Origin of the sequence: Pseudomonas sp. R1-15, from assembly GCF_051132085.1 — a bacterium.
In the GTDB taxonomy this organism is placed as follows: Bacteria; Pseudomonadota; Gammaproteobacteria; order Pseudomonadales; family Pseudomonadaceae; genus Aquipseudomonas.
Window position 1 is genome coordinate 5,180,657 of record NZ_CP071660.1, and the last position, 25,487, is coordinate 5,206,143.

A 25,487-nucleotide genomic window follows, 5' to 3' on the forward strand; every position below is an offset into this window, starting at 1 on the left:
AACTAGCGTCTAGGCTTGGCCCGCGCCGTCGCCTCCGCCACCAGCGGGTCGTCCGGCCAGTAGTGCTTGGGATACCGTCCTTTGAGATCCTTCTTCACCTCGGCGTAAGTACTACGCCAGAAGTTCGCCAGGTCCTGGGTCACTTGCACTGGTCGGCGCGCGGGCGATAGCAGGTGCAGCTTGACCACCTGCCGACCACCGGCGATACGTGGGGTGTCGGCCAGGCCGAAAAGCTCCTGCAAGCGCACCGCCAGAATAGGTGGGTGTTCGCTGTAATCCAGGCGAATCGATGAACCGGAAGGCACGCTCAAGTGCTGCGGCGCGAGTTCGTCCAGCCTTTGCGGCAGAGGCCAGGGCAACCGGTTACGGACGATGCTCGACAGATCCAGGTTGGCAAAATGACTAAGGCGCGACACCCGGCCCAGATATGGCATCAACCAGTCTTCAAGACTGAGCAGCAACGCCGCATCGCTGACGTCCGGCCACTCGCTGTCGCCCTTGGTATCCAGGTCGAGCCGACGCAACAGCGCCACCCGCGCCTGCCACTGACGCAGCTCCAGCGTCCACGGCAACAACTCCAACCCCTTGCGCCGTACCAGGTTCACCAGCGCCCGGCTGCGGGCAGATTCATCCAGGCCGGTCAATGGCTCGCGGCTAAGCACCAGTTCACCGACCTTGCGCTGGCGCTCGGCCCGCAGCACGCCTTCGCGCTCGTCCCAATCCAGTTGGTCTTCGGTACGTACTTGCTCTGCCAGCACCGAATCGAACAGCAGCGGATCGAAATCCGTCGCCAGGTAGATCCGTTCTTCCCGCTGGCCTTGGCGACTTCCCAGTTCGGCAATCACCAACCACGGTTGCTTCATCAAGCTATCGGCCTCGGCAAACAGCGCCGCGCGCCCATTCGCCAGGCGATATTCCGCGCCGCCGGGTCGCCGCTGTTGCGCGACGCGATCCGGATAGGCCAGCGCCAACAGCGCGCCAAGCCAGCGCGGATGCTCGGGATCGGCGACCGCTTCCTCGGCCTTGCCGCGCAAGTAGCCACGATATTGCCGGGCCAATTGCCGCGCCCGCTGCACACCGCCCTGAGCGCCGCGTGCCGCTCGTTCCTCGCCGGACAGCAACGCCAGGCGACTGTGCAAATCCGCGCCGGCGCCTCGAAGAATGTCGCGCTCGCCCAACAGCGCCGCGACATTGCAGGCCATGTCCGCCAGCCCCAGCGCCTGGCCCCGCAGCAGCAAGTGCGCGATGCGCGGATGGGCCGGCAGCTCGGCCATGGCCTGGCCGTGCCGAGTCAGTTGTCCACCGTCCAGCGCACCCAGGCGCTGCAATAAATCCCGCGCCTGGGCATACGCGGCGGTTGGCGGGACGTCGAGCCACGTCAACTGCTGCGGCGTCACGCCCCAGCGGCTCAATTGCAGGGCCAGCCCGGCCAGGTCCGCCGAGAGAATCTCGGCGCTGCCGTAGGCCGCCAGCTGTTCATGCTGGTCTTCGGACCACAACCGGTAACACACCCCCGGCTCCAGTCGCCCGGCCCGGCCGGCCCGTTGGGTGGCGCTGGCGCGGGAGATACGCTGGGTATCGAGGCGGGTCATGCCACTGCCCGGGTCGAAGCGCGGTACGCGGGCGAGCCCGGCATCGACCACCACCCGCACACCGTTGATGGTCAGGCTGGTCTCGGCGATGTTAGTAGCGAGCACCACTTTGCGCTGGCCGGGCGGTGCCGGATCGATGGCGGCGCGCTGGGCGGCCAGGTCCAGCTCGCCATGCAGCGGACACAGCAACACGTTGCCGCCCTCGCCCAAGGCTTCGGCCAATTGTTGATGAACGCGGCGAATCTCCGCCTGCCCCGGCAGGAACACCAGCACGCTGCCGGTTTCGTCGTGCAGCGCTTCGAGGAGGGTCTGCACCAGTCGCGGCTCGATGAATTCGCCGGGCTGGAATGGCCGGCCCCAGCGCACCGTCACCGGGAACATGCGTCCTTCGCTGCGCAGGATCGGCGCATCGTCCAGCAACCCGGCCAGGCGCTCGCCTTCCAGGGTCGCGGACATCAGCAGGATTTTCAGCGGCTGCTCGTCACGAAACAGCTCACGGCCATTGAGGCTCAAGGCCAAGGCAAGGTCGGCGTCGAGGCTGCGCTCCGTGAGTTTGCTGATTTGTCATATTGTCATAGTTCGACTTAACCACTACTCTTTCTGGACTAAGCCAGCAATCATGGACAAAAAAAACCGTGACAATCATCAAAAGCAAGGCCTACCTGCCTCACTACCCACTTCAAGCCATTGATGATGAGCTGGCGTGCAAGCTTTTGATGACTCCCACAAGATTCGATGCGCTAAGGGGGAATGCTCTTCAGCTTTTCGACTGTCACTGCCACTGCCTAGGCGAGCACCTCAGCCTGTCAAACCTCGAAGCCGAAAAGCTCACGTGGCTAATCGAAAGCTTTCTTGGAAACCTGCATGTCGGTGACCTTACCCAACTTGCAGACGAGGTCGTCCGGATCCGCTCAATCACGGCGGCTGAAATGATTTCTGGTTTGATCGATCAGATTCCTGGCCTGCAGCCAGTGACTTGGTCTCGTGCCCAATTGCCTCACTTCGACCAGGTATGGCAAGAGAGCAAGCACAAGCTAGATCCGGAGACCGTGTCGTTCTGGAGTGGTTGGATGGTCAAGGGTAAAAAAGGAAAACCGGTTTATCTCAAACTGAATGCGATGTATCACTCGCAGGGGCCTGAGTTCACCAAGTCCTTCCATGAAGCGATCAGGCGCGACTCTATGAAGCGCGCAAAAGTCTCGAGCCCCATGGTTAACAAGCTCGCCATGTACATAGCTGAGAATAGCTTTCGCTTCCCCCCGGCAGCTTTCCAGTCCCCGGAACTCCTTGAAGGATTTTTCAAGGATTTTTTCTGGTACTACCAAGAGACTGAATATGAGCGCAATGAGAACACAGGCCTTAATGCTCGCACCTTCAGAACTATGCGCGACCTGATCATCAGGTGTTTCCTCAAAACAGATGTATGGTCAGGTGAAGAAGACTCCATACCTTTGCCTCCCGGAATCTCTCGGCGAGGTTCAGAGCTCAACATCAAGAAGAACAAACATGGCATCGAGATCAAAGACAAACTTCTGACAGAAGTACCGGCGCATGTCACGGACATACAGGCTATCGACCTCCTTTACGGAGACATTGCCAGTGATCTTTTGTGCGTCAAAAAATGGGGATTATCAGAGGTATTAAAAATCCGTAAAGCCCAACAACTTCGGGTTAGGTACGCCCAGGATGGGATGATTCTAGAGCACGTTGTCCGCAATCCCAGAAACGACTTCGACTTCGAAAACCTGGTCTTTGAAAATATCTGCCGAACCTTCGAAGAAGAAGGGATGTGCACGACCGTTGACGCGCGTCTCCGTTACGGATTCAGACTCCCCGCACTCGCACTAAAACTTGGCCTTCCCACGACCTATAGCATGCTGCCGTTTCAGTGCTTACTCACTCTTTACCATCCGGAAATCACAACCACCTTTATGGATGACTTGGTGATCTGGGACGGCCCTAAAAGGGTTTCATTCCTGAAGACTGATAAGGGCTATGAACTGATTGGATTCAAGGATCGCCGTGGGAGTAAGAGTTCCGAGCAAAAAATCTTGCTGCATCCTAAGGCAGCTGCGCTCGTGCGTATGGTCGAGCAGATCACAGAGCCACTTCGCCAGTACCTTAAAAAGCAGGGTGATCCGACATGGCAAAAGCTATTCTTGACCTGCGGGCATAGTTTCAACTATCCGATAACTGCCAACAGTAATATTCTGAATCGAGCTGCAGTCGAGAAAAATACGATAAAGCGGAATTTCTTCATTGAGCGGTTATCACCCTATACAGCGAAGAGGGGCGAGGACTTGGTGGAGTTTATTAAGAAGCTCTCGATTTCCAGGGTTCGCGCTCAGGCAGCGGTTGCCGATTACATTCAGAACCACAGCCTACCGAGATTAGCCAGAAAGCTCGGCCACGCCCACCTGAGTCGAGACCTGCTGGACTCTTATCTGCCCACCGCGATCTACGATTTTTTCGCGACCCGGTATGTGCGCATATTCCAGAAGGGCATCATCTGCGAAGCCATGAAAGACAGTACATACCTACTTCGTGCTTCCAAGTTTGACAAGTTCGAACACCTTCATGAGTTTCTGAGTCGGTACACGCTCAAGGAGGTGCCCGAGAACCTCAAAACCAGGGAGGAAAATCTCTTGGTCAATGGCGAGGTTGTCGAGGTGGGTATCGCTGTGTCTGCTGAAAGCATGACCGCGCTTGTGTCCATCAGGGAAGCCATCACGCTGAGTAAGACGCCGCTAGCTGTTCGAGGACTGGCCAAATACTGGGCTGAGGTCTGCGATACAGTCGAAAAATACATCCTCAAAAGCCACGACAAAGTCATGCACGCCCACTTGAAGTGCGCCCTCAAGAACTGCACTCCCAGTGCCTACGAGAACATGATTCATGCAGCATCCTGAACACCTCGCCCATTTCGCCAGCCTTTTCAAGAAGCGCGACATAGCACACTTCATGTCGGCACCCTGGCTTGTATCAACCTTTCGGGAGCCCGTATGGAAATACAATTTTGGTTACAAGGCTGACCAAGGTCTAGACTGGCGTGTCCACCTGTACGACGGTTCGTTGTTAACAGATCCGCAGCACATCAAACTCCTACACTCATTGCAATGCTGGCTGATCGCCTCGACTGAAAGTGCTACGGGGCCTAGCTTCACCAATAGCTTGGCTTCACAGTCAGCCTCTTTCCGACGAACAATCACGGTTATCGATCATATCCTTCAAAGCGCTGAGGATTTGGAGTTGGTCGAGCACGGCCTAGCCGCGCTTACCTATGACGTGATGTGCGACATCATCGACCAGATTGGCACGAGCAGCTACGTTGCCGTGAGCACTTACGACTGGAACAACCGCCTCACGGACTACTGCATGTCCCTCTTGCAGACAACCAGCGAGGAAAGTATTGATAAGTGCTTGGAAGAACACCCTTCCCTCGCAGATATAACACCTCTTCAGCTTGAAGAGAATACGCTGGAGATCCCTCTAGAGCTGATCCCGCGTGTACGAGCCGCGCTTTATATTAATAAGATGTACCATACCAATCCGAATGGTGGACTTAACGTAAACTCAAAACGAGTTAGCGCACTTCTTTACAAAGACACTTTAGCAGGAAAAAAGCGGCTCAAGCCTCTGCACAGCATACTAGGCTTTGTTTGGCGTATAGACCGTTTCATTCGCGAGTTCGACAGCGTCCCAGTCACTAATGGCAACCCAGACTGTATGACCAAGCGGGACTTAGTCTTGTACCGTACTGTTTTTACGTTCTTGCAAAAGATCTCGGCCCTCGACTTAAAGCTTCCCAGCAAACAAGATCTCAGAGATATTGCCACCTTTAAGGTTAGTGGTGCGGAGATGGGACGCTTCAAAAACGTCCCTACTCCAATCATCTTCAAGTCGATCAAGGATGGGATTGAGTTCCACTTTGAACACGGCCCACAGCTTCTTAAAAGCTATGTGAACATCGCCAAGTATTCTGTCAAACACAAGGTGAACATCACAGGTATCCCGGACGAGACTATCCTCTCGCTGCTGGAACCCTCCATCGCTGATTTAGGGGTGCAGTATCTGGGCATTTCGACTCGCTCCAGCGGTAGGGATCCTGGCACTGAACTCAAAGAGTCCAAGGAAGTTTACTTTGGCAAGTTACGAAGCAACGCAGGCCTACTGGAGCTTATCGGGGTTTACTACGGGGCCATCCAGTTGTTGGTCGGAGCAACCATGGCGAAGCGTGGCAGTGAGCTACGCAGTCTCGACCCGATCAACTGCCTCAGCGAGGACAAAGGCTGGCTAATTGCCCGCATCGCGAAGTCCAGTCGCGGTCTGAAAGGCCTAAGAGCTCGGAATGCCCGCCCCATCGACCCTCTTGCAGCGGAGATGGTTCAGACGCTGATCGACTTCCAGAAGGAGCTGATCGAGATTGGCTTCATCGAACACCATTTTCCCCTGTTTTCATCCCCTGGCGTCATCGGCACAAGCTCTTTGACACCCTGCGACGTTTACCTCTACTACAAGAACATTGACCTGTTCTGCGACTATTTTGAGGTCGAGCGTGACGGCCAGGGGCGCCGCTACTACATCCGTCAGCATCAGCTGAGGCGATTCTTTGCCTTGGTTTTCCTGCACTGTGGCTACGGGGCAAACGCGGGCATCCTCCAGTGGATGTTCGGGCACACTGACCCGGCGCACATCTGGAACTACATAACAGAGGAGCTGCCAGGCAAGGAGCTCCGAAACACCTTGGCACAGGCTGTAAGTGAGCGTATGACCACGGGAGGCGCCACGCACTATACTGATGTGATTGACCTGATTGAGGATAAATTTGGGACTCGAAATGTATCAGTAATGGATGCGGAAAAGCTTGCAGGATACCTTGATTTTCTTATGGAAACCGGACAGATGACGATGGAGCCAGTTTTCTTGGAGAGTGATACCGGCTTCCGGGTTGAAATACTTGTTGTTTTGAGGAAACAAGATGGATTGGGATGAAGTTAAAATTATTCAAACCACGTCAATTGAGAATGCTAGAAAATTATTGCTAGCGGTAATTTCGACGCCATCGAAGTATCTCGATAATACCGTGGTGAGAGAAGCGCTTATTAGCCAAGCATCCTTGGCCAAGCTCGAATTGCTGACCACGGTCGAGGGTGAAACGCTGCAAATATTGCCTCTAAGCCTAAACACATTTAAGCAAAGATCTGAGGAGCGACTACCAGGGGGGTTTGACGCAATAGACCGCCTGCGTAAAAACGCTGTATTGGCTATCAAAAAGGAAGAGGGAAAGCCGCTTCCGAAAAATAATAGAACCCGAGAAGCGCTCCTTGAGCAATTGGCGGAGGCTAATCTCAACCTGGATATACACAAACGCGCAAATCTAATACTCCTTCAAACATTGTCCGACGTTCGTAGCAAATTGGATGGTGTTGTTAGCGCGCCAGATGAAGTCACTCGCAAGATTCGTGCTGCGGAAATTTTGAAACGCATCACCGCGATTACCAGCTTAAACCCTGAAATGTATCAAATCCCATCAATACAAAAGGCACCTGTCGTATCGATCACGGCCAAGGGTAAGAAAAATGACTGACGGATTTCTTGTGGAAACATTAGATCATGCTGATCTATTTCATAGGTTTTCCGCGACTAAGGCCCGAAAGAAGTCATTCTATAAATTCCCCTACATCAAGTGGCCTAATAACCACCCCTGTCATATCGCAAACCTTTACTTACTTCACCTCGCCAGAAAGCATCAACAGATTTCCGCTGATGGCCGTAGACAGGACAGCAAAGGCGGGACGATAGGCCAGTACGCTAGCAATATCAGCCTGCTTATAAAACGATGCTGGCAGCATGGCATTGACCCCTATCACATAACTGACAGGTTCTATGAAAACTTCATTATCGAATTAATAGAGGAACCCCACCCGACACGTCCCGGCAAACCTAAAAGGAAAGATGGAACCACGATCAACATTGGCAGGGAATGCTTAAAGTTTCTTGCATGGATTGGGGATTTTCATGGCGACCCTAATTTCGTTTCACGCAAAGGAACTATAAAACTAACTACAGAAGAAGTTATCCGCACCTTCAACAATCAAAATGTCGTGATAAATACTACTTCACACCATGCGCACCCCTTACCCTTTCGCGAACATACACGCGGCCCAATCCCTCTGCACAACATCGATAGCATGGAACTGGCTATTAATTCAGGAAGCGGGTCGGATTTCCTCAATGCACGACACCTTGCCCTAATAACATTACTGCAGCATACCGGCGCCCGTCGAGCAGAAATTGCGTCATTAACGCTGTCGTCATTACGAGATGCTCTACTTATGAAGTACCCAATGCTGAGGCTGGTAACGCTCAAGCGAGGGGACGCCTTCATCCGCGAAGTTCCTGTCAACGCGATTGCATTGAACGAGGTCAAAAAATATATTCACGAAAGACAGAAAATAATCAAAAAGCATTCAGAAAACAACAATGATTACCTGTTCATCTCTCAGACAACAGGGCGCCCATTAGCCGTCGAGTCCTTCACATCGATCATATCACTAATAAGAAAGGCTGCTGGCATCGAGGAACAAGCATGTGCGCACATGTTCCGTCACGCTTTCATCACGAATTTGTTCACACTACTCATCGAACGACACAAATTTGAAAGCAAGGATGATTTCGAAGCTGCACTGATTAGCGACAGAGAGTTTTTGCGCAAGGTAAGAGAGTGGACAGGCCATAAGAGCATCGAATCTTTGAGGGACTACCTGACAAAAGTATTTGAAGGAAACGATGGCATAGGTGATGCCACCGAAAGCGTACACAAGACTACTACCCTGGCGCTTTACCAGAAGAAGTACGATGCTCTCTACAAAGAGTTCAAGCTCAAGAAAATCACTCCGGACGAGTTCGTGCGCAAGAGTGACGAGTTGATGGAACTGCGAGATCGCGAGCTATCTAGGTATGACGCTAAGCCCAAATGACTGTGACCCCAAGGGTTGCGGCATTCGGCGATGGGGCGCGATTCCTAATGCCCCCATATAGATACATTAAGGGGTAAAAATGGCTTCAATGTCCCGAATCGGGATCGTTACGCCGTACGTTCTGGGCTTGCACCCTCCGGGGGACGGCTCTCGTGTACCAAACCCCGGCAGCGCCTGGTTTTGGCCCTGTGGGCTTCCATCCTCAAGCATCTGACCCACGCACAGTCGGACGAATTGCCCTGTAGCGATGTCGAGTTGGACATCTTTGAAGCCGACGCGATAGCCCTACAAAAGTGGATAGCAGAGTTCAGATCGAGAGCCAGCTACCTGGCTCATTGAGCAAGGGACAAGATAATGACGAAGCTCCTGATTCGGGCCCGCATCTAAGTAGTAGTCTACAGTTCATCCCCAATTTTCAAATACATGCCCTCGCCGTAAGGCTTGTCGGATCTTAGATTGACCCACTGAGCAAGCCTACCCCCGGAATTATCTGCACAATAAAATTCACCCTGAACCTTCACAATCACCACGCCGGGATAGGCGGTGTAGATATCACCATTCCGAAGAATAACTCTTGCTTTCAGCATATTACTCATGAACAGAGATAAATCTGAAATCTCATGACGAGACTTGAATGAGTTTAAAGTTTTACCTCTAGCTGATAAGCCACCAATCTCAGAGATTAGCTCAAGCAACTCTTTCTCTTCCAGAGATAGCTTATAGGGATGCCACTGCCCTCCACCATTATTCTCATGGATTTCTCTCGCAGGCACTACATGATGAGCGACGTGAAGTATTCTATGCTGAAGTGACACAGGCATACTTGAAACCAAGGGATTATTAACCTCTAAGTTTACATCTTCACCGCGATTAACTGTAATCCCCAGCACTCGCTCGATACGGTCAATTAAAAACTCTAGCATCAATAGCGCTGGATTAGCATCACTTGAGCATAACCACAGCCAACCGCCCTCATCGTGCCAGTCACCGCTATAAGGCAAGCCAGTTGTTTTAAGTATCGAGGAATTTTCACTTATAACCAAGCTTGGCATATCCCTAATCCCGTAGCCTGGTAAATTTTCTTTCCCCTCATAAAAAGAGCTTATAGCTGCTCTAAAACCAGACTGCGTCTTAAATCCATAATATCCAATAGCGATTCGCAACGGTGCTATATGCTCATTAACGAGCCACTGGTACACCATTCGTTTCGCGAGAGGTAAATTCTCGTTATCTTCATATCTGGGCGGCCTTTCCCCAAATAGCTTCATGTACTCCAAGCTAGGGCGAATAGTGTTGAACTCAAGGCTATCCTCCGCCTCCTGCAAACTCAAATCGAGCTTGGAAATACGAAGCACATCCGCAAGCTGCCCATAGGCTTCTTCAAACTGAGTAGAATAAATAGTTTTTTTTATCTCAATCACGGCCAAAACTTGTCGAGCAGGATATATGTAGCGATCAAGGTATTTTATTTTTTCTCCTTCACCCATTACTATCATGCAGTCTATTTGGCCTGATAAATTCTCACCCGCCCTCATAAATCCAGAAACAATTTTCAACCCTAGAGCGGGCAGATTAAGCCTCTCAAGGATAGACTTAGTCAAGCCCTCGTACATATCACCAATCGTCGGGCCGTGCTTGACTTCATGCTCATTGAGAATTTCTTTTTCGCGGTCAATTATCGCTTTTAGAACGTCAGCCAGAAGTTTTAAACTCATTTATCCACCCAAACTCGAAAAATAGAAAAAGGACACTAGCTTAAACTTCGAAGTGCTGATTTTTATCAGCATAAAACTGAAAAGCTTGGTCGGCACTTAACTCCTGCTGGCGAAAAACAGAAAGAAAATCAATGATATATTGAAGTTTCATTTTATTGCGCGAATCATAGAATCTCAGGCGGAACGGTCTTACGTCATCAGGTGCCGGTCGACTGCTAAATTAGCGCTTTGCTTCAGCAACTTCCAGTTCACTGCATCAGATGTGCTTGCAACAGGATTGCCTCTGCTAACTGTCGAGGCCTATGCAGGCAACCACCTCATCCGCCGTTCCCACCGATCTCCGCAATTCTCAGTCCGGCCTACGCAGCCCACTTGGAGGTAGCGATTACCTCCAAGATTGATTTCACGTGACTTACACCGTGATCAGTTGGCCCATTCCAGCCTGATGAAGTCTTCGATGCTCTGTGCTCGAGCTAGAACCATATCTTCAGTCCAAGATTCAGCGTCATGAATCTGTTGGCCGACATGGATCGTGGCAATCAGCCCGCAGCTTCGATAGACGTCTATCTTTTCAACCGGAGGCTTAGCTTTTAGCGAAGAGTTTGTTCCAGGTGGCAGCATCGTCAGATTCCCGAGGTGGTGCATCCACTCAACGCCACTGCTTTGCGGTGCAATATGCTCTATTGAGCTAGCGGCATCCTGCTCCCAGATCTTTCCCCATTGGCTCTCATTTAGCTTCTGCCCTGCGAGCTTGGCCAAGTGTTCGTCATAACGGTTAAGGACATAGCGCAGCTGATTTTGCCAGCCATCGTAGCTGCTCACCCAATCAATATTGTTCAAAACCTCGTCAATGGAATAGCCGTTGGAGATTTTTTCCAAGCCGATAAGGATTTGATCTCTATCCAGGTTATTCCGGTAGATTTCGTAACCAAGGCGGATGTACTCCCCGACCTTGTGACGGCTGTCTCGGCTCGCCAACTCGTAGATTCTAAAAGTTGCGCGCTCCCATTTACCCAGGAGCTCCTGCTCTGTCTTCTTATCGAATTTCCGCAGGATGATCGCTGCGGCAACAAACCGAGCGTGCACGATGCGCGTTACGGCCCGGAGGCGCGGATCTCGGAATAGGCGCAGGTTCGCTTGCACGACCGCTTCGAGCTCATGACCAACCTCTGCAATCGTATTTAGCTGCGTACCCGCCTTTAAGGTTAGCAATGCAGTCGAGTCTGCTTCACTGGGAATCCGATTCGGTCGTGCGTCACAGGCCCATGCTCCTGCGAATCGGAGAGCTTCGTCTCCGATTCGTGTGCTGTTTTCCAGCGAGCGATAAATGCCCCGCCAGACGTCTTGCATTTCAGATACTGCCTCATCGCGAGTACCACCCTCAACGTGCTCGAAAATGAGCGCCATTAGCTGGCTTTTGAGCTTGTCGATCCATTTCACATCCAGCCCACGGCTGTTCAGAACCTCGAAGACTCGGTATACCGTAGCCTCGTCAGAAATCTCATGGTAAATGATCGTCAGCTTATTCCTGATGGTCACCAACAGCTCAAAGATCGTATCTCCACGAGCCAACCATTTGCTCACAAAGAGCTCGCAGTCACGGGCAGCTTCAACCAAGTTCTGATCTGCAGCAGTTTTTGCGGAGCCTTCCTCCACCAACCCCTTGCGGATGTAGTTGGTGAAAACCTGACTCGCGTCATGGTTTGTCTGGAGCAGAATCAGAGAATGGTCGTCTCCTTTTACAAGCAGCTCACCCAACTCCCGCCGTACCTTGGCTTGCGTAAAATCATCCTTGTCGAGAGCCTTTTCAATCGCCTTCATAAGGATGATCAGAGTCGTTACACGTTGTTGGCCATCAACCAGCTCGACAGTTTTGAACTCGTCAACGCCAAGAAGGCGGGTCTCTTTTTCCTTGGCCAAGGCAACCAACGTTGCCATGAAATGCTCGCGACCAGATCGAAACGCCTCCTCGATGTCGCCGAATAAGTCTTTCCGCTGACGGGATGTCCATGAGTAGGCTCGTTGATATTCGGGAATTCGAAAAAGTCTTCCTTCAAGCAGGCCAGCAATCTTGAGATGTAGCGGATTGAGCTTCATGCGCGTTCCTTGCCGTAGAGATGATGAGAGAATAGCCATTGGCCAGCAAAAATAGCTAGCATCCCCTTGGCAGTCATACCTGAAAACAAGGAACACACCATGAGCCTGCGCACCAACGTGCTCGATGCTGTAATCGACGGTCATCTAGGGAAAGGTCTCGTTGTCACGAGACAAGCTGTAATCCAGCTTTTCAGCGAAATTGCTGAAACTTACACAGGCGTCTTCTTATCTAATTCGGAAATGACCACTGGCGTTAGCAGCCCAACCTATGACCACTTCACGCAACGGGTTGGGGTAGGCACTTACCGCATTCATCCTCAAGCGCTTTTGGATCGTATGGTTGAACGAGGATTGGCTTAGAATTTCCTGGTTTGGATGACGACATCAGCTACCGATTCATAGCCCATAGTGCCGGCACCTCAACTGAAATCCACCCCAAGGAATGCTCATGATCACCAGTGCCCTAGCTCAGCAATTGCGGGAGACTAAGCATGTCGTAGTTTTCACCGGCGCTGGTGCCTCAGCCGAGAGTGGCATCCCGACTTTCAGAGACGCATTGACGGGACTATGGGAGCGCTTCGATCCCGCCCAACTTGCGACCAGCGAAGCATTCCGAGCTGATCCATCACTGTGTTGGGGATGGTACGAATGGCGCCGGCATAAGGTTCTGCAGGCGCAGCCAAACGGTGCTCATCTCGCTATCGCCGAACTAGCGAGGCACGTGCCCAAGCTGACCGTGGTGACCCAGAACGTTGATGACCTTCATGAGCGCGCTGGTAGCCAAGATGTGATTCATCTGCACGGCAGCCTGCATACGCCTCGGTGCATTGATTGCGGGCTGGCTTATACGTTGCCCCTCACGTCCGATGCTCTGCCTGAGGGTGGAAGTCGGATTGAGCCGCCGCGATGCAGAGCGTGTGATGGGTGTTTTCGACCTGGAGTCGTTTGGTTTGGCGAGATGCTTCCTGAAGGCGCATGGAGTGCAGGTCTCGCAGCGGCTGAGGAATGCGATGTCTTCCTCTCGATTGGTACGTCCGGGATTGTTTACCCTGCAGCTGAGCTACCACTACGTGCTTTAGGCCACGGGGCGACTGTTGTTCACATCAATCCTGTGCGGTTTGATGTCAGCAGCCAAGAGCACTTTCTTGAAGGCCCTGCCTCTGTGATGGTGCAGAGCCTGCTTAACGAGGCATTCGGATAAGTTCCTACATCGTAGTTGCCAGCGATCCACATCGTTTTTGCTTTGGGCTTGCCCCCTAGCGGGGTACGGCTGTCGTGAACCAAACCCCGGACAAGCCCGGGTATGGCCCTTGCGGGCTTCCATCCTCAAGCCTGCGCGCTCCGCTTGCATGGCAAAGCTGGGCGTAACCCAACCGTCTAGGCTCTAGACATAACGCAGAACATAAACACAGGCATTGTTCTGAATGCTAGATGGCTTCCTTCACCAAGCGCTCGCCGAGCAGTATCAGCTTGGAAATGTAATCGGGATCGTCAGATGTTTTGGGAACGTGCGAGTCGCTATTGATTCGTCGGAGCTGAATGACTACTTCATGTGCAATACGCTGAGCGTCCTTTGCCCCCCACCACTGGGCAAGCCCAGCTGCGATAAGCGAGGCATCGCTCCCTTCGCGGCCTACTGTCATCAGGAGGTTCGTCGTTAGCTTCAAATGTGCATCGAAGCTAGCAAGCAAATATTGAACGTTCCCGAGATCGGCGCTCTCGTTTGAGCGAAGAATAAAATCGCTCAGATGAGTGATATCCCATGCAGCGTTTCTCACCCCAGCGATCGCCGCCATGCGATCAGCAGACCTGCTGTTCTTGAACACATTCTTGCGAGCAGGCGAATGAGTACCCAGGTACACACACGCGAGCATCAGAGCAGGCCCCGCGAATACAAGACTCGTACTCATCCAATCTAGAAGACGAAGCATCTTGTCGACTTGCTCACCTGGAGCGAGGTCTAACTCCAGAATTTTGAGCGCGGTGATGTAATTTCGATTCCAGCGTTTCAATGGCAGTTCTAGATTGAGGTGCGATGCCTCGACCGGGGTATAGGTGCGGGAAACACGATTTGTCCTATCGAGCGCTACGTTCAGCATATCCTGTGGAGGGGCGTTGTCAGCCGCCCTGAACCAACCAAGCTCATCCGCTGAGCTGGTGTTACCACATCGGTGAGCCAGCTCATGGAAGGAAACACCAGGTTCAAAATCGATATTCAGAAGCTGAGCAAATCCTAGCAGTGCGGCTGAAAGCTTGAGCTGCTTGTCGTTGGTCGTTTCTTTGCCTTTAGCTAATTGCGCGATACGCGAGGCTACGTTTCGATCCGGCAGTATGACCGTCTGGACGCCCTGATCTCGCGCGTAAAAGTACACGGCAGGTTCATATATGCCTGCGTCGGGAGGGAGGTATCCAGGCGTAAGCAAGCTTGCTGCTCTCAGCATCTCACTCACCTCAATAAGATCATCCACCGGAAAGTCAATCGGTAGCATCCATTCTGTCTTTTTAGATTTCGCTTTCAATCTCGCCTACCTTGAGGTGATCAACCATCCACATGCCATCAGGCGCCTAAGCTGCGCTCTACAATCAGCACAATGTCAGCTCCTAAATTCTCAACGCCAACGCCTGTATCCCAAAATTAGAGCTTCGGGTTATGCCAGATGCGACACTTACCTTTCCAACCACAGGGTTGTGAGCCCTTATATCGCTAGACTGCGACCAAGTGTTCGCCTCTGACTCCTACCAAGCGAATGAAATATCTTGGTCTACACTTCTGCACCGAACTGCTTCGCCATGCACATTCTTACCTTGCCATATGGAACAGACTTGTATTCTTCCGGCTTAAACTCTAAGTAGTCCTCAATTTCAGTTCGAAAGTCCAGTTCGCTTTGGTGAAACTGCAACCTGGAGACCGAACCACGAAGCTTTTTAGCTAAATAATAGGCTTGATTGGAATACGCTCGATATCGCCTTTTCAACTGAAAGGTTTTAATTGACGCTAAAGATATTTCATGGTTCCGCACTGACTGCAAATCTAGCTGATAGCATTCCCTAGGTAATGCAAAGGACGCGAACTCAGCCAATTTATCTTCAACTTCAAGAGCTGGCCCTAAGAAAAACTCAATCGACTCTTCATCTACAAGCGGATTAAGATGAAGTTTTTGAGAAAAATCAATGTCCCCCTTCATTTGGCGTCCATTGCACTTTTCACAACAAGGGATGAAATTGAATAAAGACAAGGATAAAAAAGGGTATTCTGCCTTCCCGTAGTAATGATCAATTGGAGGACGGTACCCCTTTGTTTCCTCATCAGGCAAGCAGGTACCAGTATCTACCAAATGACAGTAACAGCACACTTTATAGCGAGCTTGTAAGCATAGATGGTACGCCGTCCAAGGCTTCTTAGACTTAGCAGAGAAAGATTCGTAATCAAAGATCTTTCCCATAATATCAACAGCGCACTCTCTGATTAGCACACCTGGAAAAGCTTCTGAGAATTTCTCAATGCACTGTGCTAGATCAACTGAGTGACCATAGATAATACGGTACTTATTATCCAGTATAAATTTGGACACTGCTCGCTCGATAAATGTATTACTTAGTTTTTCCAAGCCTTTATCAATACTTCCTTCTAGAAACCTTGCATGATCAGCCACGGCTGTCGACCACACATCCTGAATACTAATAATCACGACCATCCACCCCTCATGAGAGCAGAACGTATGGCTTCATCTCCAATTTCCTCAATCAGTCTTTTATCTGCACTAGAGAGCTTATTCCTCCGCGCCCGATCATAAATCTCATTGATTTTACTTGCAGCAAAAACTCCGAGGGAGCTAGATTCGAAGGATCCTGCAATCACATCTTCAATTGGCGCACCAAACGTTTTTATTCGAACATCAGAATCTAGATTGGTTACGAAGAGTCCTGGCATATCAGCAGCTATCAATGGTGAATGTGAAGCCAATAACACCTGCAAGCTGCGCAATTCATAATGCCTCTTTAAACGCCCCAAATACTTATTCAGAAGTGTGAGATATTTTCTTTGCCAATCAAGATGTAGATAAGCATCCCCCTCATCGATCATCAACAAAATTGAATCACGCCCACGACGTGCTGCTTTTTCTATCGCATCACCAATATGGGCAAATTGATCGATGAGGGCGTGAAGCCCTGAACTAAGCATCGTCCACTCGATTTTAATAGGCGTATCATATTGGTGAATAGCATTTAAATGACCTAAACCATCAATGGAAAAAGAGATTGAGCGTTCAGAGTACATTGGCACCCCACCGTAATTTCTGATGGCCTCTTGAGATCTGGCAACCAATTCATGGAGTGGGTCGAGCTCCGCAAAGTAATCCCCACTTACAAGACCTAAATAATTCAAAAACGCTAAAGCATAATTATCGCCATCATCGTCTTCCTCCTCAAGCAGGCTCTCTAACCCGGAAAGATAATATATATAATCCCTACCTGGCAAATGTGCCTCAACATACTCATCTAAAAACTCCGCAATATCCGTGAGCGTTGTCTCTATGAGAGAATCCAGATCTTTTAAATAACCAGGATCCTTTAGAGACGTGGACTCTTGGTTTGCGAGGCTTTTTACTAAGCTTGAAAGGCTTGCATTTGTTATTTGTCTAGCCTGCTTCAAAGCTGGCACAAGTATTGATCTGTGGATATTTTTGGAATACGACAAACTGGCTTTAAGCTTAGTGTCAACTCCCAATGCAGTAGCGATCTCTCCAAGCTGGCGCATACGGCCATGCTCTTCAGTTATTTGATCAGTATTTTTATTATTTGGGGACGCATCAATAAGCCCACCCCTTCGACTCATCTTCCTCCTATAAGGAAGCCCTAAGTAGTAAATAGCACAAAGATCAGATTCATCTCTATTCAAGATAGAGACATCCCCGGATCGACCTTGTATGTAGACTTTTGAGCCATTACTACCTGGCGCAGATATCGCCTCGGCGATCAAATTAAGAAGACGAGTTTTTCCAGAACCATTTTTACCCAGAAGCAAATTTATTGAGTCAATCTCAAAAACCTTCCCAACATCCAGCATTTCTGGAGTTACCAAGTCCAGCAACCTTTCCTCAATACGCAGCCCCACAATAATAGGCATATCTAATCCTTTCACCATATACCAGCAATACTAACCAAGAACCTTGGAAACTATGACTTAGTTATTAGTCATAAATCCATAGCCTAATGGCCACATGATATCCAAAAAAGAACGACTGCGAATCCTCCTAAAACGAATCTACTCGAATATTCAGATTATTTTTTTATGTCAGTTTTTCATCGCCATAGTCGCAGACCAGACATCAGCGGATCGCACATGACAAGCCTGAAATCTTTCAGGTGACTGGTATGGTTCGAAGAAATCGCTGCCGAGCGAAGGACTATAAAACTTTAGACTCCCCGTCAAAGGAGTCCCGCCTACCTGCACGGATCGCATTCCGACATCATTTTGATATGCTGCCCTGAATTTTCTGAGAGGGAATGCGGATGCGTCGATTTATATGCATAGCGCTTATGGCAGGGATGCTGGCTGGCTGTGGCGAGCCGAAGCTGGACGGTAGCTCACAACAGGCTTTCAAAGACTCTGCGGCGAAGGTTGCTGCGAGCTTGCCTGAGGACAAGCGCAAGCTGTTCGCATCTGATGTGATGGTGCTTGCATTTCAGGGGCTCGATATTTCTCAGGTTTTACAGGGCAAGAAAAATGCTGAAGGTGTCTCCGCAGACATGCTTGCTGCCCTCAACGGAAAGACTGCTAAGCAGGTTGCCGATGAAGCAAACCGAGTACGAACAGAACGTGCGGAGCAAGAACGGCAACAGGCCTTGACGGAAATCCAGGAACTGGTCGAAAAGCAAAAAAAATCCGAAGCTGCAAAAACAGAATTAGCCCGCTTTCAGGTTTCAAAGTCTCGCTTTTATCAAAGGGCCAAAGAGTATGGCCTTGGTAACCAACCTATCATCGAAATAACGGTGAATAACGGGACTGCCAGCGCCGTGTCACGGGCGTATTTCAAAGGCACCATAGCCTCTCCTGGACGCTCAGTGCCTTGGCTTGTCGAAACGTTCAATTACTCAATCAGCGGTGGTTTGGAACCAGGCGAATCTCAATCCTGGAGTCTCGCCCCTAATCAGTTCTCGGACTGGGGCAAGGTCGAACCACCAAAGGATGCCATTTTCACCGTTACCGTCGAACGGCTTGATGGTGCTGATGATAAGCCTTTATTCGACGCAGGCTCATTCACCGAGCGTGATGCAACGAGGCTAACCGCACTCCAAACAAAATACGCTCAGTAACGTGGTGCAGGCTCTATAACAGACTCGTGGTTAAGGTTGAATTTCATCGGGCGAGCCGCCTCAGGCGGCTACCCATGCCACTCGCTACTATCGATCACTAAACATCTCTGCGATGTCGTATGGCTTTCTCTATACGCAAGCGGCCAGCGTGAGCAAGCTTCGTGACACCTGCTTCCTTCGCGACGGCGTAAATTAGCGCTTCAGCCTCATGCCCTTTGCTTTCCATCTCCCCTACAAGCGCAGATAGCTCCTGAAGGCAAATTTCGCTGAGGCTGCGCGTAGAGTCATCATCACCAGGGCGGCGAAATGAAGTTGAGTCTGACTGCAAATGAATCGGCCAAAAAAAGGTACCAAGCTCCTCCTCGTGAGATCTGAAATGCGCGAGAGCAACTTGATCCACGCGATCCCGGATACGTGCTCCAGTGCGTACCCAGCCGTGAGCCCTGGCAACACGCCTCGCCAGAACTGTATTTAATATTGGGCCTTCTTCGTTCACGACGTGCGCGATCATGCTCTGCAGAAGCGGCGTGTACTCTGTTTCAAAGAAGAGGTCTGGGTTCACATTGTCTACAGCCTGGGCAGGATCTGTTTCTCGATAAACTAGATAGCTCACGGGCTCGTAAGCCACGTACTTGTTCGTGTCCTCTATATCAGCCGCTCTCGCGTACTTCAGTTCTGGCATGCCCAGCGTAGGATCATTGGCAACGGGAGTACCCTCCTCGCCTAATACTACTTGGCCGACCTGCTCAGCTATTTCGATCACCTCGGCTACTGCTGCGTCAGCCTTGAGCCGTTCAGCTTCCTCAACCGCATCAATTTCCGCCTGTTTCGCACGCGAAGCCTCCAACAGCGCAGTGAGCTTCTGATGAACCTTGTCTGCCGTCCCTACAGCATCGATCCACCAATCGGTCGACCAAATTCTGACGATTTCCCAGCCCAACCCGCGCAACACAAATTCACGAAGTTTGTCCCTGTCTCGAGCAGTAGCGCTGCGGTGGTAAGTAGCGCCATCGCATTCGACGCCCGCGAGAAATCGACCAGGTGCGTCGGGGTGAACTACACCCAGGTCAATTCGGAACGACGATACGCCGATCTGTGTGTGGACTTGCCATCCCTTCTTGGACAGAGCGGACGCGACTGCTTTCTCGAAGGGGCTATCGAAGCCTCCAACACTCCCAAAATCTGCTTCCACCAGAGCACGAGGGCCACGCTCGGCGAATTCAAGGAAGTGCTTCAGGTCTCGTACGCCCTCATTCTTGGTTCGGGAGAGATCCATATGTTCAGGACGCGTAGTGGAGAACACCACAAGCTCTTGACGCGCTCGAGTTATCGCCACGTTCAAACGACGCTCGCCACCCTGTTCGTTCATCGGGCCAAAGCTCATCGATGTGTGGCCTGCTGCATCCTTACCGAACGTGATGGAGAAATAGATGATGTCTCGTTCATCACCTTGAACGCTCTCCAGGTTTTTGACGAAAACGGGCTCCAGTAGCGACTCCGAGAAATAGCTATCCAACGACGGATCCTTCCTGCACGCCTCATCGAGTAAATCTTCAATCAGCTTTTGTTGTTCGCTGTTGAAGGTAACCACTCCTACGGTATGTCCCGACTGCCTGAACGTCGGCGATCTCAGACGGGCAACGAGATGCGCGACGAGGGCCTGGGCCTCAATGCGATTTGTTCGCGATCCACCCCTATCGTACACACCTGCGACAGGATGAAGAGTGACAGCTTTATCCGCAGTGAATGGCGACGGAAAGGTAACCAGCTCAGACTGGTAATAGCGTTGGTTCGAGAACGCGATGAGACTTTCATGGCGGCTACGATAGTGCCAATTGAGCTTTCGAGTCGGGAGGTTGGCACTGATGCACTCATCCAGAATGCTTTCCAGGTCAGCTTCGGTGTCCTCATCGTCAGATCCAGACTCTGCGCGCCCGAAGAAGGATGTTGGTGGTAGCTGTTTGGGGTCACCAACCATGACAACCTGACGCCCACGAGCCATCGCGCCAATTGCATCCCAGACAGGAATTTGAGAGGCCTCATCAAAAATCACCAAGTCGAACGGAGTAGTACCTGATGGCAGATACTGAGCAATCGACAGCGGACTCATCAACAAGCAAGGGGTGAGTTTTGTCAGCGCACCCGGTGCCTGACTCATCAGCTCCCTCAACGGCATATGCCTGGTTTTTTTACTCATCTCGTGACGCAGTAAACCCCACTCAGAAGAGCGACTTACGCTTTCCTGGCTAGGAAGCTCTGAACACAGGCGCGCCCGTAACCAGTCACGAGTCAACGAAGTGAATTTATCATCCAGGGCTCGGAAATCACGGATGCGCTGTTCGTGTTCGGCGCTGACGAACGTTCGAATTACCGCTTCGTTATCGACGGTCGCATTCAACCACCACCGTGCGTAGTTCACTTCAAGCACTCGACGCACATTGCCGAGAGTAATTGCTCCTTTCTCCATAGCTTCCACAATCGGAGCCAGGCCAACCGCAAAAGCCTCATCACGGACTTTACGCCAAGCGCACCAAGCTCTCAGACGAGGCTCAGACACGATCATCAACTCACAATTTTTCCTCAACTCATCAAGAGACAGCTCTGAATTTATGGCTACTGCCTGCTCAGTGAACTGACCCACAGCAGTCAAATGTGCTGACCGGATTTCCACCTGTTGAAGTTTTTCACGGAGGGCGATCCCAGACTGGTGGATAGCGCCCTCAGGTTCCAGCAGAGCGTTACCCTCTCCGAGCAGCACACTCAATGGCCCCTTAAACCCTGCGATTTGCTCGGGATTTTGGGCTAGCTTGGCCAAGGCGACCGCAATTTGACCTTGGAACAGCACTGCCTGGCGTGCGTCATCCACCTTTGTCTTCAGGTCATTCCAAAAGGGCACAATTTCACAAAGATCAGCAAGGTCAGCCAACTCTCGCTCAAGAATGCCGCGCTTCTTGAGTAGGATGTAGTCACCTTTCAGAGTTTGGCCACAACGCCCCTCCTCCACATGAGGATGGTCATCGGTTAGGCGACCACGCACTTCTATTTCTCGCCGCTCAGCCTGAAACTGCAATGCCGCCGTAAGTAATTCGCACTCTGTAGCAAGCCCTCTCCACAGGCCGGAGGTATGACCACCAAGCTCATCGAATTTAGCCAAATCACTGTCGAGACGAACAATAGCGCGCATGCGCGAGAGCTGGGCCTTCAGAGCCTCGCCTAAATGCCCCTGTTCAACGACATCAAATCCTTCGTCGTGCCACTCAGAGTTGTTCATCTGATTCGCCAAGGCGAACTGAAGAGCTAGGGAGCTGGTTAGGTGGCTAGGATTAGATTTAGATCCGTTCCAAACGTCTCCGCACTGGGCTCCAGGCTGGAGTTCGTCAATGAGTTTCCGCTGACCACGAATCTCAATCCAAGTCGAAAGATCCTTTGCAACATCAGCTTCTCCAGCTACTGCCTGAACTGCGGCGAGGGTGGCAGTAACACGACGCTTGCCCAGCCAAGATTTAGGCCAAATGGCCTCATCAGCCTTTACCCACTCTTGGTGAAGTTGTTCAACATCGAGCGTTTCGACCGCGTCGGTGTAGGTTGCCGAAAGCTGATCTGTCAGCTCCTTAATTTTTGCAAACTTGGCGAGTCCATCTTGGATCGTCTCGATCACGGCAGAAGACCAAGCAGGACTCAGGGAATCTAATGTCGTCCTTCGCTGTTGCAAAAGATCCATTGCGCTCTTGGCTTCTCCCACAACCCGAGTCGGCCAGATCTGCGACAAACTGCTTGTCAGATCACGGTGCTCCTCAATCCAATTACACCCATCGGTTAAACGCTGCGCGATCGATCGGGCGCTCGGCAGCAAGGCGAAGCGCCAGTCATGGCCGGCGGCAGTCGGAAGCACGAAAGACAGAGCTGACAATCCTTGAAGAGACGGAGGTGTATGAGGAACTGCTGGCAACCCTGCAAACTCAATAAATCCGTCAACAGCTTTTTGGGCATCAAGAACCGCAGGCAAAACATCACGAGAAGCCTGCACAAACTGTTGCGTCCAATGGGGCGACCATTCCGACTGCCCGATTCCAGAAAGTGAATGCTTGCCTAGGTGTTCATACCCCACCTCTTGAGCGTTGACCTCTAGGCGGTCGCCAATCTCCCGAATTTCCAGCATTGCCTTCTGGTCATGGATTTCAGGAGATATCCAACTCAATGGAGCTACCGGCTCGTCATTACCGGAGGTGACCGTACCGATCGCATCAAACACGGTGTACCCATTGCGATACCGGTTGTGCAATCGCTCAACGTAGATATTCAAACTATCTCTGATAGAAGCGAGCCTCTGCGCCTCAACCTCCCAAGCTTGCGTGTCAATCTCTCCCTTTGCCTCCCAAGCTGATTGCAGTTGGGCTAGTACATCCGCTTTGCGCGCCTTGCTGGAGTGAATTTCGAGACAGAACTCTCCGAGACCGATCTCACGTAGCCGTCTGTAGACAACGTCCAGGGCAGCGATCTTCTCGGAAACAAACAATACGCGTCGACCCTGAGCAATTGACTGGGCGATCATGTTAGAAATTGTCTGGCTTTTACCGGTACCGGGTGGGCCGATAAGCACGAAATCTTTTCCCTTGGACGCAGCCATCACGGCGGCGAGCTGGGAGGAGTCTGACGGCAAGGGGCAGAACACATCTGCTGGGCCGTATTCACGATCAAGGAATCTGGCATCCGGGAAAGGCGTATCAGATGCAAATGAATCCCTTGGGGTGTCGAGAAGATGCTGGACGACTGGACTCTGCCGCAAGTGGCTAGCGTTTTCTGACAGGTCTTTCCACATTAGGTACTTGGCAAACGAGAACATGGCTAGGGTTACTTCTTCAGATAACTCCCATCCTGAAATGTCTTTAATAGCGTGACCTACTCGCCGCCATATCCCGACAATATCCAACCCCGATTCATCTCGAGGAAGCTCACTTTCCAATGTCCCTAAGCCTAACTGGAAATCCTGCCGAAGCATTTCGATGAGAGTTGGATTGAAGCAAGGCTCCTCATCATGGAGCACAATTGAAAAACCTGAACGTGCACTTTTACGCTCAAGGCTGACAGGGATGAGCAACAGAGGTGCGCTGTATTTCTGTCCCCCTTTGTCTTCGCGCGTCCACCTCAAAAAGCCAACAGCGAGAAACAATGTGTTAGCTCCGCCCTCTTGCAAAGCGGTACGAGCGCCGCGATAGAGTTCGGTCAAGCGCGCATCCATCTCGCGAGAAGTTAGAGCGACAAAAACCTCTCGACGCTTCAGCGCATCCTCAGCGTGACGCCGGCGAACATCCTCACGCTCACGCTGCTCATAAATTTCTTTCTCACGCGGGTCTGCCCCATCCATGAGGTCTGGGCGGGTCAAAAGCTTCAGAGACTGCCCGCTGGCGAGAATATCTTCGAGTGCTCCAGGATCCGGCGCCTCAAGCTTGAGGGCTCTCTTGCCATATTTGAAATTGAGCAGGTTGTTACGCAGCGAGAGATCAAGCAGCTTGCGCTGCCATCGCTCCAACCTATCTTTTGGATTGAGCTTAGCGATGTCTTCGATTTCGATATTCACCATTTCGTCGGGAATATCGTCACCATCATCAATTAGAAGAAAAGGCGCCTCGCTCGAGTCGCCTGTTACAACCCGGGCAATCTGAGCCTCGGAGCTGGCCAAGGGCTTGATACGTTGAAGTCGAGCACGTCGAACATCAAGCAGCATCTCGAACTCGGCCTCGGCATCCTCGTCGATCTGCTTGGCGCCACGTTCGACTGCATATCCAAACGACGGGATTGATGGCTGAGTAAGCAACGTAGTTTCAAACAGAGCCAGCTCTTTGAGCTTTACCCTTTTACGAACTGTCGTGACATCGTCGATGAGTGTAGTGGTGAACTCTTCAGGCTTCAGCCAAACCCCTGCATACGCATGGCCTTTAGTGAACACGATGACTGGGTTGAGGCCGATCTGCTCCAACGCTGCACACAGGAATAGGGTCAAATCCATACAGGTTGCTAGGCCAGAATCGGCAATCTGGCTAGGGCTTCGCACTTTCTGACCGAACTGTTCGAAACTGGCCGGCGGCAATGAGTAGTCCAGCTTCATCCGAGCAACAGCACCCCACGCGGCTGAAGCAAGATGCCATGCTCGCTTAGGGCCACCGGCGTAACCATCCAGTGCAGGAGACTTTTCGCTCAAACGAAGCAACTCGGCAGCCTGCTTGAGAACACGCTCTACCGCTGGATCGTTTGGTTGAACGAACGCAGCCGTCATTTCCGGGATATGACGCAATCCACCCCACTGGTTCCGAGGTAGCAGCTCAACGACCTGCTCCAGCTGCGCAATAACTTTGCGCCCTCCTTCAGCCTTTTTGCAATCGGCTTCCAGGACGAAGAGGAACGTAGACATTTCCGCTTCAGTCAACCTGCTGAGCAGGGGCCCATCCAGCACAAGATCGAGACCAGGAAGGGCTCGAAACGACTCCGCCGCAATCTCTTCAATGCGCCAGCTCTTCCGCTTCAACACTTCAGGCGAGGATGTCAGAGTCAACGTAGCATTGAGATAGCGCTCGCCAGTTTCATTGGCGAGACGCAGCTCATGGATCACTGGGATTGCGTTCTGGAAGTCTGCCAGGTTGAGCTTTGACACCAGCGTAGCGAGGATCTTGAGCTCTTTCAGCTTCGGTTCTGCTGGTAAGGTGACATGCTGAACGAGTTCGTCCATGCGCAAACATCCTTGTCTCAGTGCCCATGGGGGTGCAGGCGAATGCCAGGTCAAGGGAGCC

Annotated in this window: 13 protein-coding genes and 1 pseudogene; 7 read left to right on the plus strand and 7 right to left on the minus strand. The window is 51.5% G+C overall.

Annotation, left to right across the window (positions count from 1 at the left end; translation table 11 throughout):
- Positions 1-2: 2 nt before the first annotated feature.
- A pseudogene (hrpB, locus tag J3P97_RS23395) lies at positions 3-2,138 on the minus strand (ATP-dependent helicase HrpB); the annotation flags it as partial.
- Positions 2,139-2,227: 89 nt separating this feature from the next.
- Here hrpB and J3P97_RS23400 point away from each other — a divergent pair.
- The 4 genes from J3P97_RS23400 to J3P97_RS23415 are packed head-to-tail and all read left to right on the plus strand — an operon-like array spanning position 2,228 to position 8,572.
- Positions 2,228-4,501: a hypothetical protein gene (locus J3P97_RS23400; RefSeq protein ID WP_434672858.1), complete on the plus strand. Its 2,274-nt coding sequence runs from the start codon at positions 2,228-2,230 to the stop codon at positions 4,499-4,501.
- Positions 4,488-6,584: a hypothetical protein gene (locus J3P97_RS23405; RefSeq protein WP_406227516.1), complete on the plus strand. Its 2,097-nt coding sequence runs from the start codon at positions 4,488-4,490 to the stop codon at positions 6,582-6,584. The genes J3P97_RS23400 and J3P97_RS23405 overlap by 14 nt, the downstream gene beginning before the upstream one ends.
- Complete coding sequence (locus J3P97_RS23410; protein ID WP_024685815.1) at positions 6,571-7,179, plus strand: hypothetical protein; 609 nt, start codon at positions 6,571-6,573, stop codon at positions 7,177-7,179. Before J3P97_RS23405 ends, J3P97_RS23410 begins: the two co-directional genes overlap by 14 nt.
- Complete coding sequence (locus J3P97_RS23415; protein ID WP_192020391.1) at positions 7,172-8,572, plus strand: tyrosine-type recombinase/integrase; 1,401 nt, start codon at positions 7,172-7,174, stop codon at positions 8,570-8,572. Before J3P97_RS23410 ends, J3P97_RS23415 begins: the two co-directional genes overlap by 8 nt.
- 395 nt (positions 8,573-8,967) lie before the next feature.
- Here the strand turns inward: J3P97_RS23415 and J3P97_RS23420 are convergent, their stop codons facing one another.
- Positions 8,968-10,287: a DUF6602 domain-containing protein gene (locus tag J3P97_RS23420; protein WP_434672859.1), complete on the minus strand. Its 1,320-nt coding sequence runs from the start codon at positions 10,285-10,287 to the stop codon at positions 8,968-8,970.
- A 423-nt stretch (positions 10,288-10,710) separates the two neighbouring features.
- A complete protein-coding gene (locus J3P97_RS23425; RefSeq protein WP_192020393.1) occupies positions 10,711-12,384 on the minus strand; it encodes a DUF262 domain-containing protein in 1,674 nt (557 codons plus the stop codon).
- A gap of 99 nt (positions 12,385-12,483) precedes the next feature.
- Here J3P97_RS23425 and J3P97_RS23430 point away from each other — a divergent pair, with 99 nt between their 5' ends.
- Both J3P97_RS23430 and J3P97_RS23435 read left to right on the plus strand, forming a co-directional pair.
- On the plus strand, positions 12,484-12,744 hold the full coding sequence (locus J3P97_RS23430; RefSeq protein WP_024685811.1) for a hypothetical protein: 261 nt from the start codon (positions 12,484-12,486) through the stop codon (positions 12,742-12,744).
- Positions 12,745-12,832: 88 nt separating this feature from the next.
- Positions 12,833-13,585 (plus strand): SIR2 family NAD-dependent protein deacylase, encoded by a 753-nt coding sequence (locus J3P97_RS23435; RefSeq protein WP_192020394.1) that lies wholly within the window; start codon positions 12,833-12,835, stop codon positions 13,583-13,585.
- 226 nt (positions 13,586-13,811) lie between these two features.
- Here the strand turns inward: J3P97_RS23435 and J3P97_RS23440 are convergent, their stop codons facing one another.
- The 3 genes from J3P97_RS23440 to J3P97_RS23450 all read right to left on the minus strand — a co-directional run bounded on the left by J3P97_RS23440 (position 13,812) and on the right by J3P97_RS23450 (position 17,512).
- Positions 13,812-14,903 carry a hypothetical protein gene (locus J3P97_RS23440; protein ID WP_434672860.1) on the minus strand — a complete coding sequence of 364 codons (1,092 nt, stop codon included), beginning with the start codon at positions 14,901-14,903 and terminating at the stop codon, positions 13,812-13,814.
- Between the two features lie 243 nt (positions 14,904-15,146).
- Entirely contained in the window at positions 15,147-16,079 is a 933-nt protein-coding gene (locus J3P97_RS23445) for a hypothetical protein (RefSeq protein ID WP_192020396.1), read from the minus strand.
- The gene (locus J3P97_RS23450; RefSeq protein WP_434672861.1) at positions 16,070-17,512 is read right to left on the minus strand and encodes a hypothetical protein; all 1,443 of its coding nucleotides are present in this window, start codon (positions 17,510-17,512) and stop codon (positions 16,070-16,072) included. Before J3P97_RS23450 ends, J3P97_RS23445 begins: the two co-directional genes overlap by 10 nt.
- Before the next feature lie 386 nt (positions 17,513-17,898).
- Here J3P97_RS23450 and J3P97_RS23455 point away from each other — a divergent pair, with 386 nt between their 5' ends.
- Positions 17,899-18,702: a DUF6694 family lipoprotein gene (locus tag J3P97_RS23455; RefSeq protein ID WP_434672862.1), complete on the plus strand. Its 804-nt coding sequence runs from the start codon at positions 17,899-17,901 to the stop codon at positions 18,700-18,702.
- 97 nt (positions 18,703-18,799) lie between these two features.
- Here J3P97_RS23455 and J3P97_RS23460 read toward each other — a convergent pair whose 3' ends face one another.
- Positions 18,800-25,426: a DUF3320 domain-containing protein gene (locus J3P97_RS23460; RefSeq protein ID WP_434672863.1), complete on the minus strand. Its 6,627-nt coding sequence runs from the start codon at positions 25,424-25,426 to the stop codon at positions 18,800-18,802.
- Between the last annotated feature and the right edge of the window lie 61 nt (positions 25,427-25,487).

Bases quoted from the DNA above. Each gene is read 5' to 3' on its own strand.
- J3P97_RS23450 (WP_434672861.1), bottom strand. From the start codon at position 17,512: ATGCCTATTATTGTGGGGCTGCGTATTGAGGAAAGGTTGCTGGACTTG.
- J3P97_RS23455 (WP_434672862.1), top strand. From the start codon at position 17,899: ATGCGTCGATTTATATGCATAGCGCTTATGGCAGGGATGCTGGCTGGC.
- J3P97_RS23425 (WP_192020393.1), bottom strand. From the start codon at position 12,384: ATGAAGCTCAATCCGCTACATCTCAAGATTGCTGGCCTGCTTGAAGGA.
- J3P97_RS23430 (WP_024685811.1), top strand. From the start codon at position 12,484: ATGAGCCTGCGCACCAACGTGCTCGATGCTGTAATCGACGGTCATCTA.
- J3P97_RS23410 (WP_024685815.1), top strand. From the start codon at position 6,571: ATGGATTGGGATGAAGTTAAAATTATTCAAACCACGTCAATTGAGAAT.
- J3P97_RS23405 (WP_406227516.1), top strand. From the start codon at position 4,488: ATGCAGCATCCTGAACACCTCGCCCATTTCGCCAGCCTTTTCAAGAAG.
- J3P97_RS23420 (WP_434672859.1), bottom strand. From the start codon at position 10,287: ATGAGTTTAAAACTTCTGGCTGACGTTCTAAAAGCGATAATTGACCGC.
- J3P97_RS23435 (WP_192020394.1), top strand. From the start codon at position 12,833: ATGATCACCAGTGCCCTAGCTCAGCAATTGCGGGAGACTAAGCATGTC.
- J3P97_RS23460 (WP_434672863.1), bottom strand. From the start codon at position 25,426: ATGGACGAACTCGTTCAGCATGTCACCTTACCAGCAGAACCGAAGCTG.
- J3P97_RS23445 (WP_192020396.1), bottom strand. From the start codon at position 16,079: ATGGTCGTGATTATTAGTATTCAGGATGTGTGGTCGACAGCCGTGGCT.
- J3P97_RS23415 (WP_192020391.1), top strand. From the start codon at position 7,172: ATGACTGACGGATTTCTTGTGGAAACATTAGATCATGCTGATCTATTT.